This window comes from Kitasatospora sp. NPDC004615, assembly GCF_042873545.1.
Taxonomy (GTDB): Bacteria; Actinomycetota; Actinomycetes; order Streptomycetales; family Streptomycetaceae; genus Kitasatospora.
Map to the genome: position 1 here is coordinate 1,181,002 of NZ_JBIALQ010000001.1, position 17,673 is coordinate 1,198,674.

The window sequence follows — 17,673 nt, forward strand, 5'->3', positions numbered from 1 at the left end:
TTTCTCAGACGAGGCTGTGGGGATTGCGCGGGGCGGGCAGGCCGGTGCCGGTCCAGCCGTCCTCGGGGCGGTCGAACCAGAGGTGGACCTGGCCGGTGCCGATGGAGTTCTCGTACTCGCCGTACTGGCGGGCCTTCGCGGTGCACGCCCGCTCGCCGAGGGCGCCGGCCATCATCAGGTAGTGGGCGAACCTGGCCTCGGGCTTGTAGGTGGCGAACTCGTCCATGGTGTCGAGCACTTGGTCGTGCCGCCCTTCCTTGAACCATTCGATCCGCTGCTCGTCGGCGGCCCGCGCCTCGGGGGTGAAGATGTGCGAGGGGTCGCTGGACTCGTGCGCCCGGAGCTCGCGCAGCGGCCAGAAGGTGTGCGACAGCGCGCCGGAGGCGATCACGATCACCCGGCGGCCGGGGGTGGCGGCGATGCCGTCGGCCAGCGCGCGGCCGAGGCGCAGGTGGTCCTCCGCGTCGCCGGTCTGGCAGACGCCGATGGTCACCCAGCGCTTGTCGGGCAGGCCCTCGCCGAGGTACTTCCACAGGTTGACGGTGGCGTAGAAGATCGGCAGGTACGGGTCGTCGATCGGGGTGATCCAGGTGCCGTGCTTGTCGGCGAACTTCCCGATGTTGTGGGCGAGTTCGGGGTCGCCGGGGTAGTCGTAGGGCATCCGGCACATGCCGCGCGGCAGTTCCTCGGAGGTGAACAGCCCGGCCCGGCGCTGCTGCGCGGTGACCACGAATTCGACGGTGGTCGCCCAGTGCGAGTCGAGCACCACGACGGTGTCGTAGTCGTCGCGCCCGAACACCTCCTCGCGCAGTTGCTGGAGGCCGGTGACGAGGGTGATCTCCTTGCCCTCGTTCAGCTCCCGCCGGATCTCCTCGGGGAGCACGACGGTGGGGACGTGGGCCAGCAGGCCGGCCCCGACGATCTCACCCATGGTCCTTCCAACCCTTCGGCGCGGTGACGGTGTTCTTGACGTCGCAGTAGAAGTCGAAGCTCCAGGTGCCGCCCTCCCGGCCGACGCCCGAGTGCCGGGAGCCACCGAACGGGGCCTGCAGGTCGCGGACGAAGAAGCAGTTGACCCAGACGGTGCCCGCGACCAGCTGCTCGGTGACCCGCGCGGCGCGCTCCTGGTCGCCGGTGGCGAGGGTGGCGGCCAGGCCGAACCGGGTGTCGTTGGCGAGGCGGACGGCCTCCTCCTCGTCGCGGAAGGTCTGGAGCGTCAGGACGGGGCCGAACACCTCCTCCTGGACGATCTCCGAGTCCTGCGCGACGTCGGTGAGCAGGGTCGGCGCGTAGAACTGGCCGGCCAGGCGCTCGCCGCCGATGACGGCGCGGGCGCCGGCCTCGATGGCGCGCCGCACGAAGCCGTCGATCTTCTCCAGCTGGCGGACGTGGATGTTCGGGCCGATGTCGGTCGGCAGCTCGCGCGGGTCGCCCTGGCGCAGCTCGGCGGCCTTCTCGGCGAAGCGGCGGGTGAACTCCTCGGCGACGGACTCCTCGACCAGCAGCCGGGTGGCGGCCAGGCAGACCTGTCCGGCGTTGTCGTACTGCTCGACGGCGAGGTCGACGGCGAGGTCGAGGTCGGCGTCGGCGAACACCAACAGCGGTGACTTGCCGCCGAGTTCGAGGCTGAGCGGGGTGAGGTTGGCGGCGGCGGAGGCGGCGATGTGCTTGGCGGTCGGCACCGAGCCGGTGAAGCTGATCCGGCGCACGTCGGGGTGCGAGGTCAGCGCGTCGCCGATCTCCGAACCGAGGCCCTGCACCACGTTGAACACGCCGGCCGGCAGCCCGGCCTCGGCGGCGATGTCGGCGAGCAGCGAGGCCGTCATCGGCGTCCACTCGGCGGGCTTGAGGACGACCGTGTTGCCGGCCGCCAGCGCGGGGGCGATCTTCCAGGTGGCCAGCATCAGCGGCGCGTTCCACGGTGTGATCAGCACGCAGGGGCCGGCCGGGTCCCAGCTGACGTGGTTGGTGTGGCCGCGGGTGTCGAAGTCCTCGTGGCCGAGGGTCAGCAGCCAGTCGGCGAAGAACCGGAAGTTGTGCGCGACCCGGGGCATCACGCCGCGCCGGTGCGAGCGCAGCAGGGCGCCGTTGTCGGCGGTCTCGACGACGGCCAGGTCCTCCAGCCGCCGCTCGACGCCGTCCGCGATGGCGTGCAGCAGGCGGGCGCGCTCCTCGCGGGAGGTGGCGGCCCAGGCGGGGAAGGCGGCCTTGGCGGCGGCGACGGCCGCCTCGGCCTCGGTGGCGGTGCCGCGGGCGATCTCGCCGAGGACGGTGCCGTCGATCGGCGAGTGGTCGGTGAAGGTCGCGGCGGAGGCGACGCGTTCGCCGCCGATCCAGTGCCGGGTGTCGACGGTGACCCCGGCGACGGTGGTGAGGTGTCCGCTCATTGCGTCAATTTCCTTGCTGGGCACGGGAGTTACTCGGCGGCGACGGTGGTGGTGTTGGAGGCCAGCAGCCGGCCACCGTCCCAGACCACCCCGACCTGGCGGTAGTAGGCGGCGATCGGCTCGCGGATCTCCAGCCGGGCGAGCTCCTCGGTGGGCGACTCGAACAGGTCCAGGTCGAAGTCGCCGACCCAGGCCGGTCCGGCTTCGAAGGAGGCGGCGCCGGAGGCGACCAGCTCGTCCAGGGCGAGGCCCTGGCCCTTCTCGATCGAGGGCAGCCAGCGGTGGTGGGCCATCGGGTGGCCGTTGACGAACCCGTTGGTCTCGGACGGCTCGCGCAGCGTCACCACGGCCTGGGCCAGGCGGCGGTCGGCGGCGGCGAGGGTGGCGCCGAACCGGGCGCCGGCCTCGATCCGCGGCGCGGGGCCGTAGGGGTGCGGGCGGGTCTGGTGGATCGAGCCGAGCTTCTTCGGGTAGCCCTGGTGCAGGCCGCGGGCGATCGCGAAGTCCTTGTCGACCCAGATGTACACGCAGCGGGAGTACGTCTGCCCCTGGAACTTGCAGCGGACGACCGCGAAGGCTTCCTTGTACTGGGCGAGCACCGGGTCGAGCAGTTCCCGGCCGGAGGCGGAGCAGGACTGCCAGTCGGCCCAGATCAGCGCGACCGCGCCGGGGTCCTCGTCGGCGAGTTCCAGCGGCTCGGGCAGCAGTTCGCGCACCCGCTCGGGGTCGGTGCGGTACTCGATGGTGAGCAGGTCGCCGGAGTAGCGCCACGGCGGCGAGGGGATCAGCGACGAGGAGCCCGTCGCGGTCTTGGGGTGGAAGTATCCACGGACATCGGCCACTTGGGTTCCTTACGCGGTGGGGGCGGGCTGCTTGAGCAGCTCGGCGCGGTAGCGGGCGGCGGCGGCCGCGGCCTGCTGGCCGCCGAGGGCGACGACGCCGACCAGGCGTTCGCCGTGGTGGTAGCCGACCAGGACGTCCCCGTCCGGGTCGCCGTCCAGGACGCGCACGTCCTCGCGGCCGAGGGCGGGGGCGCCGAAGGACTGGAGGCGGAAGTCGTGCTGGTCGCTCCAGAAGGTCGGCAGCGGCGCGAACGGGTCGAGGCCGTGCCCGGTGCCGGTGAGGTGCGCGAGGAGCACCTTGGCGGCGTGCTTGGCGGTGTCGGTGGGGATCGACCAGTGCTCGACGCGGCGCGGCACGCCGTCGTAGCGGGCGTTGGGGAAGCGGGCGACGTCGCCGACGGCGACCACCTCCGGCCGGCCGCCGACCCGCAGGTGCTGGTCGGTGAGCACGCCGTCGGTGAGGTCGAGTCCGTTGCCGTCGAGCCACTCGGTGTTGGCCACCGAGCCGACCGACTCCACCACCACGTCGGCGGGCAGCACCCGGCCGTCGGCGAGCGCCACGCCGGTGACGTGCTCCTCGCCCTCGAAGCCGGTCACGCCGCAGCCGAGCGCGAAACGGACGCCGCGCTGTTCGTGCCGGCGTTTCAGCGCGCCGCCGAGCAGTTCGCCGAGCGGTCCGGCCATCGGCAGCGGCAGCGGGTCGACCACGGTGACCTCGGCGGCGCCGAGGGCCACGGCGGTGGCGGCGACCTCGCAGCCGATGAAGCCGGCGCCGACCACCACCACCCGCGCACCGGGCGCGGTCAGTGCGGCGCGCAGCTCCTGGGCGTCGTCCAGGGTGCGGACGGTGTGCCGCCCGGCGGTGGGGCCGGGGCAGCGCAGGCGGCGCGAGCGCATGCCGGTGGCGGCGACCAGCGCGGCGTACGTGAGGCTCTCGCCGTCGGAGAGTTCGACGGTCTGCCGGGCGAGGTCGGCGCGGACCACCGAGGTCCCGAGGCGCCACTCGACGTCGGCGACGGCGGCCCGGGGGCGGAAGGCGAGCGACTCGAAGGTGGCCTTGCCGGCCAGCACTTCCTTGGACAGCGGGGGCCGGTTGTACGGCGCGTGGGGTTCGTCCCCGACGAGGGTGATCGGGCCGGTCCAGCCGGCGGCGCGCAGCTGTTCGGCGGTGCGCAGGCCGGCCATGGAGGCGCCGGCCACCACGATGGGTGCGGCGTTCACCGGCTCAGCCTTCGATCCGGATGGCCTGCAGCGGGCAGACGTCGGCGGCTTCCTCGACGTCGGCGCGCAGCGCCTCGTCGGGGTCGGCGACGTACGCGAGACGGCCGGCTTCGTCGAAGGAGAAGACGTCGGGGGCGGCGAAGACGCACTGGCCGTGGTCCTGGCACTTGTTCATGTCGACGACGACCTGCATGGCCGGTCCTCCTGGGGATGGGTGGGGCTGAGGGGGCGCCGGAAAGTCATTTGGCGTCAAACAACATAGGAAGCGGTCAGCCCCGGGTCAATAGCTATACGGATGGATAAATTTATGTGCCGGACCCCTTGCGGGCCGGTGACCTGCGTCTCTACGGTTGGCCACCAACAGCGAGCGGTTCCTGCGCCCAACCGCAGTCCGAACCTGCCGCTCCCCTCCCCCCAGCACCGCGAGTGCCCGCACCCCGCGCGTCCTGGGCGGCGCCCCACACTTCCCCACAGGAGACACCGGTGAGCGCATCCGACACCCCGCCCGTCCGCCACCACCAGGAGCGGCTGGCCGCCCAGGGCATCGACGTGGTCCGGGTGACCTATCCCGACCTGATCGGCACCGAACGGGCCCGGGACGTGCTGCTGGACCACCTGCCCTCGGCCTGCGACCACGGCCTCGCGTTCTGCCGCGCCGTCTACCACACCAGCCCGCAGGGCGACGTCGTCGCCGTCCCCGGCGGCCTGGACGCGGGCCTGCCCGACATCTGCGTGCGCCCCGACCTCGACACCCTCACCCCGCTGCCGTGGGAGCCCGGCGTCGCCACCTGCCTCGGCGACGTCACCGACCCCGCCACCGGACGCCCCGCCCCCGAGTCGCCCCGCGACCTGCTGCGCGCCGTCGTCGAACGGGCCCGCGAGTACGGCCTGCACCCGATCGTCGGCCCGGAGCTCGAGTACTTCCTGTGCGACCCGGCCCCCGACACCGCCCGCGGCTGGCGCCGCTACAGCGACGCCTCCGGTGTCGTCTACACCGCGGGCCTGCGCGCCGACGGCGACAACCACCTGCTGCGCACCCTGCGCCGGCTGCGCGAGCTGAACATCGGCGTCACCAGCGGGAACCACGAGTTCGACGGCTCGCAGTTCGAGATCAACCTGACCCACTCGGACGCCATGTCGGCCGCCGACCGGGCCTTCCGCTTCAAGTCCGCCATCAAGGAACTGGCCCGCACCGAAGGCCGGTTGGCCACCTTCATGGCCAAGCCGTTCATGGGCGCCGGCGGCTCCGGCTTCCACCTGCACCTGTCCTGCACGGACGACGAGGGCGGCAACCTGTTCGACGACCCGTCCGCCCCGTACGGGCTGAGCACCACCGCCCGCCACGCGGTCGCGGGCATCCTCGCGCACGCCCCCGCGCTCGCCGCGCTGTCCAACCCGACGATCAACTCCTACAAGCGCTTCGGCCCCGACACCCTCGCCCCGTGGCTGATCGACTGGGGCCTCGACAACCGCAGCGCCATGGTCCGCATCCCCCCGGAGCGCGGCGGCGGCTCCCGCTTCGAACTGCGCCTCGGCGACGCCAGCGCCAACCCCTACCTGCTGATCGCCGGCACCCTCGCGGCCGCGCTGCTCGGCGTGATCGCCGGCGACGAGCCGCCCGCCCCGCTGGAGGGCTACGGCTACGACCCCGCCAAGTCCCCGGTCCTGCCGCAGTCCCTGCCCGACGCGCTCGACGCGCTGGAGGCCGACACCGCGCTGACCGAGGTGCTCGGCAAGGACTTCACCACCGCCTACCTCTCGTACAAGCGCGACGAGGTCGCCCGCTTCCATCGGCACGTCACCGACTGGGAGTTCACCGAGTACGCCTACCACCTGTAAGCCGAGGAGCGAACCCATGACCACCGCGCCCGCCCAGTCCGCCGCCGCCGAGCCGATGCCGCTGGACCAGGTGAACCTGGCCGATCTCGACAACTTCACCGACGGTGTCACCCCGTACCGGATGTTCCACACCCTGCGCCACCAGGACCCGGTGCACTGGCAGGAGGAGGAAGCGCCCAACTCCGGCTTCTGGGCGCTCACCAAGCACGCCGACATCGCCCGCGTCGACCGCGACGCCGAGACCTTCACCTCCGCCCGGTTCGTCAACCTGGAGGAGGTCGACGACGACCAGATCAAGAAGCGCGCCTCCATCCTGGAACTCGACGGCGTCCGCCACCGCGCCCTGCGCAGCCTGCTCCAGCGCCAGTTCGGCGCGAGCGTCATCAACAGCTACGCCGACTTCCTGCGCGGCCTGACCGCCACCACGCTGGACGCCGCGCTCGCCAAGGGCACCTTCGACTTCGTCAAGGAGGTCTCCGCCGACTTCCCGATCAACGTGCTGGCCCGGCTGCTGGACGTCCCGCCGGAGGACAACCAGCAGCTCATCGACTGGGGCAACCGGATCATCGGCAACACCGACCCCGACTACGCCGACGTCCTGCTGCACAGCGCGGAGAGCGAGAAGTACCGCGACCTGCCGTTCCGCTCCCCCGCCTCGCTCGAGGTGTTCGCCTACGGCCGCGAACTCGCCGCGCAGCGCCGCGGCGGCAACGGCACCGACCTGATCTCCCGCCTGGTCAACGAGACCCCGAAGGACGGCGTCCCGCTGACCGCGCAGGACTTCGACAACTACTTCCTGCTGCTGGTCGTCGCCGGCAACGAGACCACGCGGCACACCATCAGCCACTCCATGCTGGCGCTGCTCCAGCACCCCGAGCAGCTCGCCCGCCTCCAGGAAGACCCCTCGCTGATCCCCGCCGCCGTCGAGGAGTTCCTGCGCTGGGCCTCCCCCGTCTACCACTTCCGCCGCACCGCGACGCGCGACGTCGAGCTCGGCGGCAAGAACATCAAGGAGGGCGACAAGGTCGTCATGTGGTTCGCCTCCGGCAACCGCGACGAGGAAGTCTTCGGCAACCCCTACGACTTCGACGTCACCCGCCAGGACAACGACCACATCACCTTCGGCAAGGGCAGCCCCCACCTCTGCCTGGGCAACCTGCTCGCCCGCACCGAGATCCGCATCATGTTCGAGGAGCTGATCCCGCGCCTGGCCTCCATCAAGCTGGCCGGCGACGTTCCCCGGGTCCGCTCCAACTTCGTCAACGGCATCAAGAAGCTCCCGGTCTCGGTGACCCTCGCCTGACCTTCCGCCGGCCGCACCAAGGCCGCTCCGGCCGTCCGGGGCTTCTCCTCGTCCCGAACGGCCAGGGCGGGCCTGAACGCAACAGCGGGCGCTACACCTTGACGGTCGTCCACGTCCCCGGCTCGGCCCGGCGGTAGGCCTCGAAGAGCTGGAGGATGTGGAACGCCTGGTCCAGCGAACCGAGTTCGGGGGACGTGCCGTTCAGCACGCAGTCGCAGAAGTACCTGATCTCGTCCACGTAACCCAGGAAGAACAGGTTCTTGTTGTACAGCTGCCCGTACGAGTACTCGGGCTCCCAGTGCAGCGGCGCGTCCTCCGTCGGCACCAGGTACGACCCGGTGCGGCCGTACGCACGGGGCGGCGTCGGCCGGTAGTAGGTGACCGAATTGCCGTTCTCCACCACCACGTTGGCGTTGCGGCCGATCACCTCCACCCGGCTGGACGGGCTGCTGGGCGACTCCCCCGCCGTCAGGTGCAGCGTGCCGATCGCGCCCGACTCGAACCGCATCACGGTGACGCTGGCGCCGGTGCGCTCCTCCCACTCGTGGCTGATCCGGTCCAGCGGGCCCATCAGGTGCAGCAGCACGGCGGCCGGATGAAAGATGCAGTCGAGGAACCAGTTCATCTCCACCAGGCTGTCGCGCCGTTCGAACGCCGGCATCGACAGCGGGTAGCGGACGGAGATCGACGACGGCCCGCCGAACTCGGCCCCGGAGACGATCTCCTTCACCCGGGTCATGGCCGGCGAGAACACCGTCTTCATTCCGGTCACCACCACCCGGCCGGCCTGCCGCGCCGCCTCCTGGAGCAGCTCCACCTCCGCGCTCGACGTCGCGGTGGGCTTCTCCATCCACACGTGCGCGCCCGCCGCCAGGCAGTCGAGCGCCAGATCGACCGCCTGGAGCCGCCCGTCCTTGTCGTACGCCGTCACGATGAACACCGCGTCCGGCCGCTCCCGCTCCAGCATCTCCCGGTGGTCGGTGTAGCTGTGGGCGGCGCCGAAGATCCGCGCGTACTTCGCCGCCCGGTCGCCGTCGAGATCGCAGATCGCCCGCAGGTCGACCGGCGCGTACTGGAACGACGGGTAGACGTTCCGGTACGAGTGCCCGCCCGCGCCGATGAAGGCGCAGCGGATCGGGTTCTCGTACTCGAACTGGTAGCGGACGTGCCCGTCGAAGTCCGTTGTGGTCATGGTCTCCTCCGCCTGTAGCTCAGCCCGCGAGCAGCGCTTCGCGGGTGCTGGTCACGACGTGGGCGATCTCCTCGTCGGTGAGGTAGGGGTGGATCGGCAGCGAGATCACCTCGGCGGCGTGCTTCTTCGCCCGGCCGTCGCCGACCACCCGGTGCGGGTGCCGCTCCAGGAACGGCAGCGTGTGCAGCGCGTACGGGTAGTGCACCAGCGTCTCGACGCCGGAGGCCCGCAGGGCTGCGGCCAGTTCGTCCCGCTTCGGGGTGCGCAGCACGTACTTGTGGAAGATGTTCTCGCGCAGCGAGCCGTGCTCCGGCAGGCCGCACCCGAGGTCGCCGAACCCCGCCGAGTAGGTCGAGGCGGTAGCACGGCGTTGCTTCAACCACCTTTCCTCCTGGGCGAGTTTCACCGCGAGGACGGCGGCGGTCAGCGAGGACATCTGCGAGTTGTGCCCCAGCCGCACCACATGCCGCTTCTCGGCGTCCGCGAACCCCCAGTGCCTGAGCTGCTCGACGCTCTCGGCCACCGCCGGATCGTCCGTCAGCACCACCCCGCCGGTGCCCGGTGCGGGAATGACCTTCATCGCGTCGAAACTGTGGCAACTGGCCAGCCCCAGCGTGCCGCTGCGCCGCCCGTTCACCTCGGCGCCCAGCGACTGCGCCGCGTCCTCGACCAGCGCCAGGCCGTGCGCCCGCGCGAACTTCTCCACCGGGTCGGGCGCGGCCATCCGCCCGTACAGCTGCACGATCACCAGGGCCTTGCTGCGCGGCCCGACAGCCTCCTCTGCCAGGTCGAGGTCGATGGTGCCCTCGTCGGTCACGTCGACGAACACCGGTGTGGCGCCGGTCCGGACGATCGCGTGCAGGGTCGCGACGAACGAGATGTCGCCGAGCAGCACCTCGTCGCCGGGCCCGATTCCGGCCGCCACCAGGGCGAAGTACACGGCGTCGGTGCCCGAGTTGACCACGCGCGCGTGGCGGCGGCCGGAGAGCTCGGCCAGCGACTGCTCCAGGCGCGGCACGGACTCTCCGTTCATCACCCGGCCGGAGCGGAACACCTTCTCGATCGCCGCCATCATCTCGTGGCCGATGTCGTCGAATTCGCGATCGGCTCCGGTGAACGGCACATGCAGGACTCTGCTCATGGGTCAGCCCTCCTGGGGTTCTCGGTGTTTCCGGCTCAGCGCCCGGAACGCGCCCGGGTGCGGGCCCGCGACTGCCGCGACTCCCGCAACTCCCGCGACTGCCGCGGCTCGCGCGGCGTCCGGCTGCCCAGGCGCTCCGCGCGCGGGTGGACGCCGCGGTGCGGCAGCGCGGGCAGGATGCCGTCGAGGGCGGTGGCGATGCGGTCGCTGACCCGGGAGTCCCAGCGTTCCGGCCGCCGGGTGGGCCGGCCGGCGGCCAGCGCGAGGATGTCCCGGGTGGGCAGGTGCAGCCAGCTGTCCGCGAAGTGCGTGCTGCCGACGGCCCGGGTGACTTCGCGGGCACTGCCGGGCACCGTGGCCAGGCAGGCGACCCGCGCGGCGGCGGCCTCCTCCTGGACGCCGTCGGAGTCCGTCACCACGAACGCGCAGTTGCGCAGCAGCGCCCCGAAGGCCAGGTACGGCTGCGGCGGCAGCACCCGTTCGCTCAGGCTGCGGTCGAGCAGGCCGTTCTCGGCCAGGTGCCCGGCGGCCCGGGGGTGCAGCGGAAGGACGGGCGTCAGGCCGTGCGCGGCCAGGTCGCGCAGCACGTCCAGCACCGGCTTGGGGTGGCTGAGCGCGGCCGGCTTGTGCAGCGTGGCCAGCACATACGTGCCCGGGGTGAGGCCGAGCCGGTTCAGGGTCGCCGCGTCCTGGTCGGGGTCGTGGTGGGCGAGGTGGCACTCCGCCATGGGGTTGCCGACGAAGTGCACGGACCCGCCCGGTATGCCCTCGCCGTGCAGCGCGTCCACGGCCTCGGCGGTGGTGGCCAGGTGGTGGTCGGTGCAGGCGGTGACGATGCGGCGGTTGGCCTCCTCGGGGGTGCGGTCGGGCGAGCGCAGGCCCGCCTCCAGGTGGATCACCGGAGTGCCCCGGCGGGCGGCGACCAGCGCGGCGGCGACGGTGGAGTTCACGTCGCCGACCACCACCACGGCCTCCGCCGGGTGCTCGTCGAGGTCGCGCTCGACCAGGGCGCACAGCCGGCCGATCTGCTCGGCGTCACTGGCGGCGTCGCCGCAGCGCAGCCACCGGTCCACGTGCAGGTCGAGCTCGTCGCAGAGTCCCTGCCCGAGGCGTGGGTCGAAGTGCTGGCCGGTGTGCACGTACGTCCAGGCGGCGCCTGGCGTGCGCATCTTGCCGACCGCCTGCTGAAGCGTCCAGACCTTGGGCGTGTTGGGGCGGGCACCCAGGTACACGGTGATCGTCGGGCCGGTGTCCATGTCTCCCACCTGCCTCCCTGGCAGCTGTCGCAAGGCTGTTCGCCGAGCTACGAGGAGCCTAGGTTCGGCCGGGGCGGGCCGGTCCGGCGCTTGGGCCAGGTGGCCCAAGGGGGCGGTGCCCGGCCGTCGGACCGGCCTTCGCGGTGCTTCCGCGGGCCCGACGGCGCCCCCGCCGCTGGGCCCGCCGCCACTCGTTCGAGTGACACCGCTTGCGCGCTACTTACCGGCCAGGCCATACCCGCCGTCGACCACCAGGGTCTGGCCGGTGATGTGCCGCGCGGCGTCCGAGGCCAGGAACGCCACCGCCGACGCCACCTCGTCCGGCTCCGCGGGACGGCCGAGCAGATTGCCCCGGGCCTGCCGCCAGGTGCCCTCGTCCCAGGTCGCGACCATGTCGGTGACGGTGAACCCCGGCGCCACCGCGTTGACCCGCACCGCCGGAGCGAAACGCTTGGCCAGCGAAACCGTCAGGTTGCCCAGGGCGGCCTTCGCCATCGAGTAGAAGACCGTGCGGTCGCTGGCCAGGCCGTCAACACCCCGGATCGAGGACACCAGCACCACCGCCCCGCCGCCCTGCGCGGCCATCTTCGGCAGCACCTCCTGCAGCACCCCCACCGCGCCCCACACGTTCACGGCGAACGCCTCCGCGAGATCCGCGCGCGACGCGTCCTCGAACGGCACCACCCGGTTCACCCCCGCGCTGTACACCACCACCTGCGGCAGCCCGTGCTCCGCCACCAGATCCGCCACGCCCCGGCGCACCGCCGCCCCGTCCGCCAGATCGAACGCCGCCGTCGGCGCCCCCAGCTCACTCCCCAGCCCCGCCAGCGCCGCACTCGGCGCCCGGCCGTGCAGCACCACCCGATGCCCCTGCGCGCTCAACGCCCGCGCGGTCGACGCACCGATCCCCCGGGATGACCCGAGCACCAGCGCCATGCACTCCGCCATGTCCACTCCCTCTGCTTTCGGCTACATGGCGATGCTGCCGCGCGGCGTGCCGCCTGTACGGGGACCCGCCCACGCGCCGACGAAGACGCCCCGATCGGCGGCCGAAACCCACCCGCCCGCTCCCCGGCCACCCGTATGCTCCCCCGATGGAGAGCGACAGCAGCTGTGAAGTCCTGGTCGCAGGGCCCTACTTCGCCGATCTGGTGTTCCACGGTCTGCCACGCCCGGTCCAACCGGGCGGCGAGGTGTTCGCCGACGGCTTCGCCCTGGTCCCCGGCGGCGCGTACACCCTCGCCATGGCGGTCCACCGGCTCGGCCGCACGGCGGTGTGGAGCGCCGACTTCGGGACGGACGTCTTCAGCGCCGAGGTCCTGTCGGCGGCCCGCGCGGAGGGCCTGGACGAACGCGCCTTCCGCCACCACCCGTCCCCCGTACGGAGCTTGACCGTCGCCCTCTCCGGCCCGGACGACCGGGCCATGGTCAGCTACCAGGACCAGGTGACGCCCGCGCCGCTCGTCCCGCTGCTGCGCCGGTACCGCCCGCGCGTCCTGATGCTCCCCCAACTCCACTGGGACTCAACGACATTGGCCGCCCTGGAGGTCGCCCGACAGCTCGGCACGCTGGTGGTACAGGACTGCCACGACGTCCCGGCCTCCCTGACGGACCCGGCGGTGCGCCGCATCCTCGCCGAGGTCGACGTCTTCACCCCGAACGCCGCCGAGGCCCTCCACCTCACCGGCGCCACCGACCTCGACGACGCCATCACCGAACTCGCCGCCCTGGTACCGACCTTGGTGGTCAAGCGCGGCGCGGACGGCGCCATCGCGCTCCGGTCCGGCAAGCGCTACGACGCCCCCGCCGTACTGGTGCGCGCCGTCGACACCACCGCAGCCGGCGACTGCTTCAACGCGGGCCTCGTCCACGGCCTGCTGTCCGGCCACGACCTCCCCACCTGCCTGACCATCGCCACCACCTGCGGCACCGCCGCCGTCACCGGCCCGGGCTCCAGCGCGGCCCTGCACGCAGCCGACCTCGCACAGTGACCCGCGGCCACCACGCGACCTTCAGGAGTCCTGATGGTCGCGCGGTGGCCGTTGCCGTTCCCACCCGGCTCCGATGTGGGATCACGAAGCCGAAGCGGAATGCCGGGCCGCCAGCAGTGGGCCGAGTTCGACGGCCCACTCCGGGTAGAGCGCGACCTTCTCTTCGTGCAGGGCGAGGATCTCCCGGGCGAGCGTGGGCGACATGTCGTCGGACAGGTCCGGGCCGATGGCGATCCTGGCCAGGAACGGCATGATCTCCGGGTCGCCGGCCAGGTGGACCGGGTCGTGCATGTAGCGCCGCAAGGCCGGCAGGTCCGCGATTCCCACGCAGTAGGCGTGGGTGAAGCCGTCGGTGTCGTCGAGGTTCTGGCCCACCGTCGAGAACGACACCGACTCCACCGAGGCCGTGCGCCCCATCACCGCGAGCACGCGCTCGCGCTCCTCCTCGGTCACGGTCTCCTTGAACGAGAAACGCAGCATGTGGACGATCACGTGCACCCCACCCCTTTTCGAGTCCGACTGAACCCATTGGTTCAGAAATCCGGTCCGGCTGGTTCAGCATTAGACTGAACCCATGAGTTCAGAAGTGTCAACTGGCAACGGGCGCAAGACTCGTGGACGTGACGATCGGCGGCAGGCGATCCTGGACGGCGCGTTCACGCTGTTCGCGCGGCACGGCTACGCGCAGACCTGCGTGCAGGAGGTCGCACAGGAGGCGGGCGTCGCGAAGCCGACTGTCTACAACCATCTGCACGACAAGGAGAGCCTCTACCGCGAGGCCGTGGAGTCCGCCGCCGACCGGATGGGCGCGCGGTGCGTCGCCATCGTCGAGCAGCTGCGGGAGCTTGCAGCGGATGGCGACCCTCGCGCCGGACTCGAGGTCGCGAGCCGCGAGCTGTTGCAGGTATGCCATGGCGAAGAGGCCCGCGCAGTACGGCAGTTGGCAAGTGCCGAGGCGGGGCGCTTCCCCGGCCTGGCGGCAAGCGTGCGCGAGCGCACGACCCTGCGGATACGGTCCGCGCTCGCCGACCGCCTGGCCCGCCTGGCGCTCGCCGGCCACCTGCGCCCGTGCGACCCGGAGCTCGCCACCGAGCACCTCCTCGCCCTGCTCACCGGCCCACTGGAGTACCGGCCCGACGCCGACCCGGACGTGATCGCGGACGCGGCCGTGGAGGTCTTCCTCCGCGCCTACGGGGCGGGCGCCGGTCGGCATTCCGGTTCGACTTCGTGATCCCACCCTCTGACACCGGGTGATCACCAGGGTTGCACTGGCACCGACACCACCGCGCCACCGGCCGCCGCAGCCACGACCGGCGACGACTCGCAGATCCCTCGACCGGACGGATCACCAAGCCATGCTGGAGTACTGGCGGTCCGAAGTGACCTCTTCACCACATCCGGTCGTCGTGTTAGCGTCCGTCAGATGTCGAGGATTCTGGTCACGGATCTGGACGGCACCCTGCTCGGCGGCAACGCCGACGACCGGCTCCGGCTGCGCGAGGCACTGGCCCGCCACCCCGAAGTGACGGTGGTCTTCGCCACCGGCCGCGGGCCGGAATCGGTCCGGGACGTCCTGCACGACCCGCTCGTTCCCCGCCCGCGGTGGATCGTCGCCGACGTCGGCGCCACCGTCCTCGACGGCACCGACTTCTCCCCCGTCGAGCCCTTGCAGGAGCAACTGCGCACCGGCTGGCCGGGATCGCACCGGGTACGCGCCGCGCTGAGTGCCTTCCCCGCACTCCAGTACCAGGACGAGGTACCGCAGGACGGCCGCTGCTCGTACTACCTGACGCCGGACGGGCTCACCGGCGAACTCCTGTCAGCCATCGAGGAGTTGGGACTGGCCTGGGTCTACTCCGGGGACCGCTACTTCGACGTCCTGCCACCGGAGGCGTCCAAGGGCGGGGCGGTCCGGGCGCTGGCCGAGAAGCTGAACTGGCCCGCCGAGTCGATCCTGGTGGCCGGGGACTCGCTCAACGACCTGTCGCTGTTCCGGCTCGGCACCCACGGGGTGATCGTGGGCGGCGCCGAAGCCGCGCTCGACGCGGCGGTCGGCGACGACCCGCTGATCCACCGGCCCGACCGGCCGGGCGCGGCGGGCATTCTGGCGGCCCTCCAGACCCTCGGCTGGGTGACTCCCTCCTCGCCGCCGCGCCGCCAAGCGCTCGTCGTCGGCTACCACCGCCCGCCCCCACAGGACCGGCCGCCGGCCAGCCCCAACGGCATCCTGCCCACCCTGAGCAGCGCCTTCGCCGACGGCTTACCGGGCATCTGGGTCGCTGCCGCGCCGGCTCCGTCACCACCCCCCGATCAGCCTTTCCTGGTCTCGCTGAGCCCCGAACAGTGGAGCGGCTTCGTCCACCGGGCGTGCAAGGAGATCCTCTGGCCGGTCCTGATGTCCGAACCGGAACGCTCCGTCTTCGACCCTCACGCCTGGGCCGCCTACCGCGACGTCAACGCCCGCTTCGCCGACCACATCACCGCCCAGGCCGCACCCGGTGCGACGGTCTGGCTGCACGACTACAACCTCTGGCTGGTCCCCGGGTTCCTCCGCGCCGCCCGCCCCGACCTGCGCATCGGGCTGTTCCACCACACGCCGTTCCCGCCGCCCGAGGTGTTCGCCACCCTTCCGGTCGCCGCCGAACTGCGCGCCTCCCTCACCCGCCTCGACTGGGCCGGCTTCCACACCGCCGGCTTCGCGTCCCGCTTCCGCCGCACCCTTCCTTCCCCACCGCGCACCGGCGTCCACCCGCTGGGCGTCGACCGCCCCGCCATCGAGGCACTCGCCCGCACCCGCACCCCCGCACGCCGCCCGCCGACCGGCCAGCTGGTGCTGTCCGTCGAACGGCTCGACTACGCCAAGGCCCCCGTCCAGAAGGTCGACGCCCTCGACCGCCTGCTCGCCACCCGCCCCGAGCTCCGCGGCCGGCTGACCTTCCGCCTGATCTGCCCACCGCCCGAACCCGGCATCACCGCCTACGACACCACCCGCACCCAGCTCGAACACCGCATCGCCGAGGTGAACGCCCGCTGGCAGCACCGCAGTTGGCAGCCCATCGACTACCACCCGCACAGCCTCCCGTTCGCCGAGGTGGTCGACGAATACCTGGCGGCGGACGTCTTCTGGGTGACGTCGCTCCAGGACGGAATGAACCTGACGGCCAAGGAGTTCATCGCCGCCCAGGCCGCCCTCCCCCGCCCGGGCGTCCTGGTCCTCTCCCACCACGCGGGCGCCGCCGAGGAGTTCGGCCCCGCCGCCCTCCTCACCGACCCGCACTCCCCCGAGGACCTGGCCGCCCAACTGGCCCACGCCCTCACCACCACCCCCACCGACCGCCGCACCCGCATGACGGCCCTCTCCGGCCTCCTCGGCCACGACCGCCCGGTGGACTGGGCCCACCGCGTCATCGACGCCATCCGGCAGGCCCCGCACCGCACTTGAGCCCCTCGGCACTGTCAGGCGGTGCTGAGGACCATCCGGAAGCGGGCGCGGCCGTCGAGCATCTTCTGGTAGGCCTGTTCGGCCTGGTCGAGGGGGACGGTCTCGGTCATGGGGCGGATGTCGTGCAGGAGGCTGAACTCCATGGTGTCCTGCACGTCCTGGGCGGTGCCGGAGGGGTGGCCGCGGATGACGCGGCCGGCCATCAGGAGTTGGGCGGGGGTGATGCCGAGGGGGGCGGTGTCGCCGCCGATGACGACGAGTTCGCCGCGCGGGGCGAGGCCGTCGGCGGTGGCGGTCATGGCTTCGGCGTTGGCGGCGGTGGCGAGGACGACTCTGGCGCCGCCGAGGGCTTGGAGGGCGGTGGCGACGGGAGTGTCGGAGGTGCTGTCGAGGTAGTGGTGGGCGCCGAGCTGTTCGGCGAAGGCGGCTTTCTCGTGGCCGCGGGCGATCGCCACGGTCTCGAAGCCCATCGCGGCGGCGTACTGCACGCCGAGGTGCCCGAGGCCGCCGAGGCCGAGTACGGCGACCAGGTCGCCGGCCCGGGCGGAGCTGCGTCGCATGCCGTTGAAGACCGTCACGCCCGCGCAGGACATGGGTGCGGCGTCGGCCGCGTCGAGCTTCACGGGGATCCGGGCCAGGGCGTCGACGGGGGCGATCACCTTCTCGGCAAATCCGCCGTCGTACGCCCAGCCGGGGACCTTGAGGTTGGGGCAGACGATGAAGTCTCCCTCCCGGCACTGCCGGCAGTGGCCGCAGCTGCCGCCGAACCAGCCGACCGCCACCCGGTCCCCGACCTGCCAGCCAGAGATGTCGGCGCCCGCGCCCAACTCCTCGATCCGGCCCGCGATTTCGTGGCCGGGGACTTCGGGGAAGGACACGCCCGGCAGCACGCCGCTCAGGAAGAGCGCGTCGCTGTGGCAGACCCCGCACGCTTCGACGGCGATGCGGACGTGGCCCGGGCCCGGCGGTGGCACCGCGCGTTCGGCCGGCTCCAGCGGGCCGTTGGGGGCGGTGGCCTGCATGACGCGGTAGGTGCCCATGTCAGCACTCCTGAAAGAG

The 17,673-nt window shown here is 72.2% G+C and carries 16 protein-coding genes; 5 read left to right on the forward strand and 11 right to left on the reverse strand.

The genetic code is table 11. The features are described 5' to 3' along the window. Positions 1 to 4: 4 nt before the first annotated feature. The 5 genes from ACFYS8_RS05360 to ACFYS8_RS05380 are packed head-to-tail and all read right to left on the reverse strand — an operon-like array spanning position 5 to position 4,643. The gene (locus ACFYS8_RS05360; protein ID WP_387636024.1) at positions 5 to 931 is read right to left on the reverse strand and encodes a 3,4-dihydroxyphenylacetate 2,3-dioxygenase; all 927 of its coding nucleotides are present in this window, start codon (positions 929 to 931) and stop codon (positions 5 to 7) included. Next, positions 924 to 2,387, reverse strand: a complete 1,464-nt coding sequence (locus tag ACFYS8_RS05365) for an aldehyde dehydrogenase (RefSeq protein ID WP_387636026.1) — start codon at positions 2,385 to 2,387, stop codon at positions 924 to 926. Before ACFYS8_RS05365 ends, ACFYS8_RS05360 begins: the two co-directional genes overlap by 8 nt. A gap of 29 nt (positions 2,388 to 2,416) precedes the next feature. Continuing rightward, positions 2,417 to 3,229: an acetoacetate decarboxylase family protein gene (locus ACFYS8_RS05370; protein ID WP_387636028.1), complete on the reverse strand. Its 813-nt coding sequence runs from the start codon at positions 3,227 to 3,229 to the stop codon at positions 2,417 to 2,419. A gap of 9 nt (positions 3,230 to 3,238) precedes the next feature. Continuing rightward, entirely contained in the window at positions 3,239 to 4,435 is a 1,197-nt protein-coding gene (locus tag ACFYS8_RS05375; protein ID WP_387636859.1) for an NAD(P)/FAD-dependent oxidoreductase, read from the reverse strand. A gap of 19 nt (positions 4,436 to 4,454) precedes the next feature. Next, a complete protein-coding gene (locus ACFYS8_RS05380; protein WP_387636030.1) occupies positions 4,455 to 4,643 on the reverse strand; it encodes a ferredoxin in 189 nt (62 codons plus the stop codon). A 290-nt stretch (positions 4,644 to 4,933) separates the two neighbouring features. Here ACFYS8_RS05380 and ACFYS8_RS05385 point away from each other — a divergent pair, with 290 nt between their 5' ends. Both ACFYS8_RS05385 and ACFYS8_RS05390 read left to right on the forward strand, forming a co-directional pair. Beyond that, complete coding sequence (locus ACFYS8_RS05385) at positions 4,934 to 6,289, forward strand: glutamine synthetase family protein (RefSeq protein ID WP_387636032.1); 1,356 nt, start codon at positions 4,934 to 4,936, stop codon at positions 6,287 to 6,289. 16 nt (positions 6,290 to 6,305) lie between these two features. Continuing rightward, positions 6,306 to 7,592 (forward strand): cytochrome P450, encoded by a 1,287-nt coding sequence (locus tag ACFYS8_RS05390; protein WP_387636035.1) that lies wholly within the window; start codon positions 6,306 to 6,308, stop codon positions 7,590 to 7,592. A gap of 91 nt (positions 7,593 to 7,683) precedes the next feature. Here the strand turns inward: ACFYS8_RS05390 and ACFYS8_RS05395 are convergent, their stop codons facing one another. The 4 genes from ACFYS8_RS05395 to ACFYS8_RS05410 form a co-directional block, all read right to left on the reverse strand. Next, complete coding sequence (locus tag ACFYS8_RS05395; protein ID WP_387636038.1) at positions 7,684 to 8,784, reverse strand: Gfo/Idh/MocA family oxidoreductase; 1,101 nt, start codon at positions 8,782 to 8,784, stop codon at positions 7,684 to 7,686. A 19-nt stretch (positions 8,785 to 8,803) separates the two neighbouring features. Then, on the reverse strand, positions 8,804 to 9,925 hold the full coding sequence (locus ACFYS8_RS05400) for a DegT/DnrJ/EryC1/StrS family aminotransferase (RefSeq protein ID WP_387636041.1): 1,122 nt from the start codon (positions 9,923 to 9,925) through the stop codon (positions 8,804 to 8,806). A gap of 35 nt (positions 9,926 to 9,960) precedes the next feature. Further along, on the reverse strand, positions 9,961 to 11,181 hold the full coding sequence (locus ACFYS8_RS05405; RefSeq protein WP_387636044.1) for a UDP-N-acetylglucosamine 2-epimerase: 1,221 nt from the start codon (positions 11,179 to 11,181) through the stop codon (positions 9,961 to 9,963). Positions 11,182 to 11,397: 216 nt separating this feature from the next. Continuing rightward, positions 11,398 to 12,129: an SDR family NAD(P)-dependent oxidoreductase gene (locus tag ACFYS8_RS05410; protein WP_387636047.1), complete on the reverse strand. Its 732-nt coding sequence runs from the start codon at positions 12,127 to 12,129 to the stop codon at positions 11,398 to 11,400. A 146-nt stretch (positions 12,130 to 12,275) separates the two neighbouring features. Between ACFYS8_RS05410 and ACFYS8_RS05415 the strand changes: the two genes are divergently transcribed. After that, the gene (locus ACFYS8_RS05415; RefSeq protein WP_387636049.1) at positions 12,276 to 13,172 is read left to right on the forward strand and encodes a carbohydrate kinase family protein; all 897 of its coding nucleotides are present in this window, start codon (positions 12,276 to 12,278) and stop codon (positions 13,170 to 13,172) included. Positions 13,173 to 13,253: 81 nt separating this feature from the next. Here ACFYS8_RS05415 and ACFYS8_RS05420 read toward each other — a convergent pair whose 3' ends face one another. Next, positions 13,254 to 13,664: a Dabb family protein gene (locus ACFYS8_RS05420; RefSeq protein WP_387636052.1), complete on the reverse strand. Its 411-nt coding sequence runs from the start codon at positions 13,662 to 13,664 to the stop codon at positions 13,254 to 13,256. A gap of 82 nt (positions 13,665 to 13,746) precedes the next feature. On the opposite strand from ACFYS8_RS05420, the gene ACFYS8_RS05425 reads away from it, so the two are divergent. Both ACFYS8_RS05425 and ACFYS8_RS05430 read left to right on the forward strand, forming a co-directional pair. Further along, positions 13,747 to 14,403: a TetR/AcrR family transcriptional regulator gene (locus ACFYS8_RS05425; RefSeq protein ID WP_387636055.1), complete on the forward strand. Its 657-nt coding sequence runs from the start codon at positions 13,747 to 13,749 to the stop codon at positions 14,401 to 14,403. 192 nt (positions 14,404 to 14,595) lie between these two features. Next, the gene (locus ACFYS8_RS05430) at positions 14,596 to 16,614 is read left to right on the forward strand and encodes an HAD-IIB family hydrolase (protein WP_387636057.1); all 2,019 of its coding nucleotides are present in this window, start codon (positions 14,596 to 14,598) and stop codon (positions 16,612 to 16,614) included. 14 nt (positions 16,615 to 16,628) lie between these two features. Here ACFYS8_RS05430 and ACFYS8_RS05435 read toward each other — a convergent pair whose 3' ends face one another. Beyond that, positions 16,629 to 17,654, reverse strand: coding sequence for an alcohol dehydrogenase catalytic domain-containing protein (locus ACFYS8_RS05435; protein WP_387636060.1), 1,026 nt, complete (start codon positions 17,652 to 17,654; stop codon positions 16,629 to 16,631). Positions 17,655 to 17,673 lie beyond the last annotated feature (19 nt).